Origin of the sequence: Pelotomaculum propionicicum (genome assembly GCF_004369225.1) — a bacterium.
Taxonomy (GTDB): domain Bacteria; phylum Bacillota; class Desulfotomaculia; order Desulfotomaculales; family Pelotomaculaceae; genus Pelotomaculum_B; species Pelotomaculum_B propionicicum.
Genome location: NZ_QFFZ01000130.1, coordinates 1 through 1683 on the forward strand (window position 1 = coordinate 1; position 1683 = coordinate 1683).

The following is a 1683-nucleotide window of genomic DNA, read 5'->3' on the forward strand; positions in this document are numbered from 1 at the left end:
ATCATCCAAAGAGCTGGAGATTTTACTGGCTCCGCCGAAGCAAAAGTCAAGGAGACACTTCCGCTACCGCATGCCGGCATGGTTGGGCCGGGTTAAAAACGTTATGAGCACTTACTGGGCGCATTGGATTCTCGGCTTTGTGGCCGGCTACCTGGTGGCCGCCCTGTTGGCTGCTCCGCACTGGAGGCAGATTCAGTGATTATCGGGAAACATCCCCGCAAACGGTGGATAGAAAGGGTTAACCCTGGTTCGGCCAGCATGGTCCCGGAAGAGTTAGACACTGAAATACAAGCGGCTTTTGAACAGGCGGCTGTCGTTCACGAGGAAGAAGAAAACGGCGAGCAGATACAGTACCGGGTGCTGGATGATATTTTCTTTATCTATAACATCGCCGCAGACAAGCTGATCACTCTGGTCGATATTGACTTCGGGTTCAGCCCGGAGGTTAACCTGACTATTTGCAGGGTCCAGACGGAGCGTGTCTTGGGACTCAAAGCAAGGATTGCAGCCGAAACGAAGCAGGTGGAGCTGTCGTGTGCGGACATCGACCATAAGCTGCTCGCGGTGGATGATGAGATCGCTGAGCTGGACGCGAGACTTGCGGCAGCCAGGGCAACACGGGGCCGCCTTGAACTGCAGAAGGCTGAAAAGTCAAAGGGGCTTGAGGCGCTGAAAGCGGAGTTTGCCAGTGACTTTAACCGGCTGAAATACTCCATCCGCTACCGGGTGGAGAGCCAGAAGGGAAAAAGGGTTAGTTAACATGACTGGGCCGAGTACCGTGACGATTCCTGGGGTTAACTTACCGGTCGGTTTCAGGGGGAAAATGATACATTGCCGCTGCCGGTTTCGTGAGGGGGAGCCGTGTAAATTCAGATGTGACAAGAGGGCCGAGAGTTGTGAGGTCTGCGGCCTTGGTGGGGGCAAGACGCTGCCCGCCCCGAAAAAGAAAAGACGTTAGCTGTGAGGTGGAGCTGATGGTATCTAAGACCTTATTCTCATCTGAAACCGCAGAGTGGGAAACGCCTCAGGAACTATTTGATCAGCTGAATAAAGAGTTTCACTTCACCTTGGACGTTTGCGCCACAAGCGAGAACGCGAAATGCACCAGGTACTTCACTCAGGAAGTTAACGGTTTGTCTCAATCCTGGGCCGGCGAAGTTTGCTGGATGAATCCGCCCTACGGTGAGCCGGAGCAGCCTTGTAAGCCAAAATGTCATAAAAAGAAATGCAAGAAGCGTGGCTTTCATAATGACCGGTATATACCTGGGGTATGTGATTGGGTTAAAAAGGCTTACGAAGAGTCACTAAAAGGCGCGACAGTGGTATGCCTGCTCCCGGCTAGAACTGAAACCAGGTGGTTTCATGGGTACATTTTAGGCAAAGCCGAAGTTAGATTCATTAAAGGGCGGCTAAAATTTGGGGGAGCTAAACACGGTGCGCCGTTTCCTTCGATAATTGTTGTGCTCGGTAAGAGGCGGCCAGCCGGTGGGAACTAAAGCAAGGTCCTGCATTTATCGCAATGGCGGAGATGCCTCCGGAGTGGCGCGTTAACGGCGGAGAAGATCTGGAGAACAAGGAGGGTTAATAATATGGCGCACATTGAAACCTGGTATAGGTGCCCTACATGCAATAAGCTTTACGATAATTTAAAAGACGCCTTATCCTGTAAAAATCAGCATCAAA

At 51.8% G+C, this 1683-nt stretch carries 3 protein-coding genes; all 3 read left to right on the forward strand.

Features of this window, described 5'->3' with window-relative positions; genetic code table 11:
• On the forward strand, positions 1-199 hold a 199-nt coding region (locus Pmgp_RS19960; protein WP_192903040.1), incomplete at its 5' end, for a hypothetical protein.
• Positions 196-759, forward strand: coding sequence for a hypothetical protein (locus Pmgp_RS19185; protein ID WP_134216277.1), 564 nt, complete (start codon positions 196-198; stop codon positions 757-759). The genes Pmgp_RS19960 and Pmgp_RS19185, both read left to right, overlap by 4 nt.
• A 137-nt stretch (positions 760-896) precedes the next feature.
• Positions 897-1496 carry a DNA N-6-adenine-methyltransferase gene (locus tag Pmgp_RS19190; RefSeq protein WP_243119962.1) on the forward strand — a complete coding sequence of 200 codons (600 nt, stop codon included), beginning with the start codon at positions 897-899 and terminating at the stop codon, positions 1494-1496.
• Positions 1497-1683 lie beyond the last annotated feature (187 nt).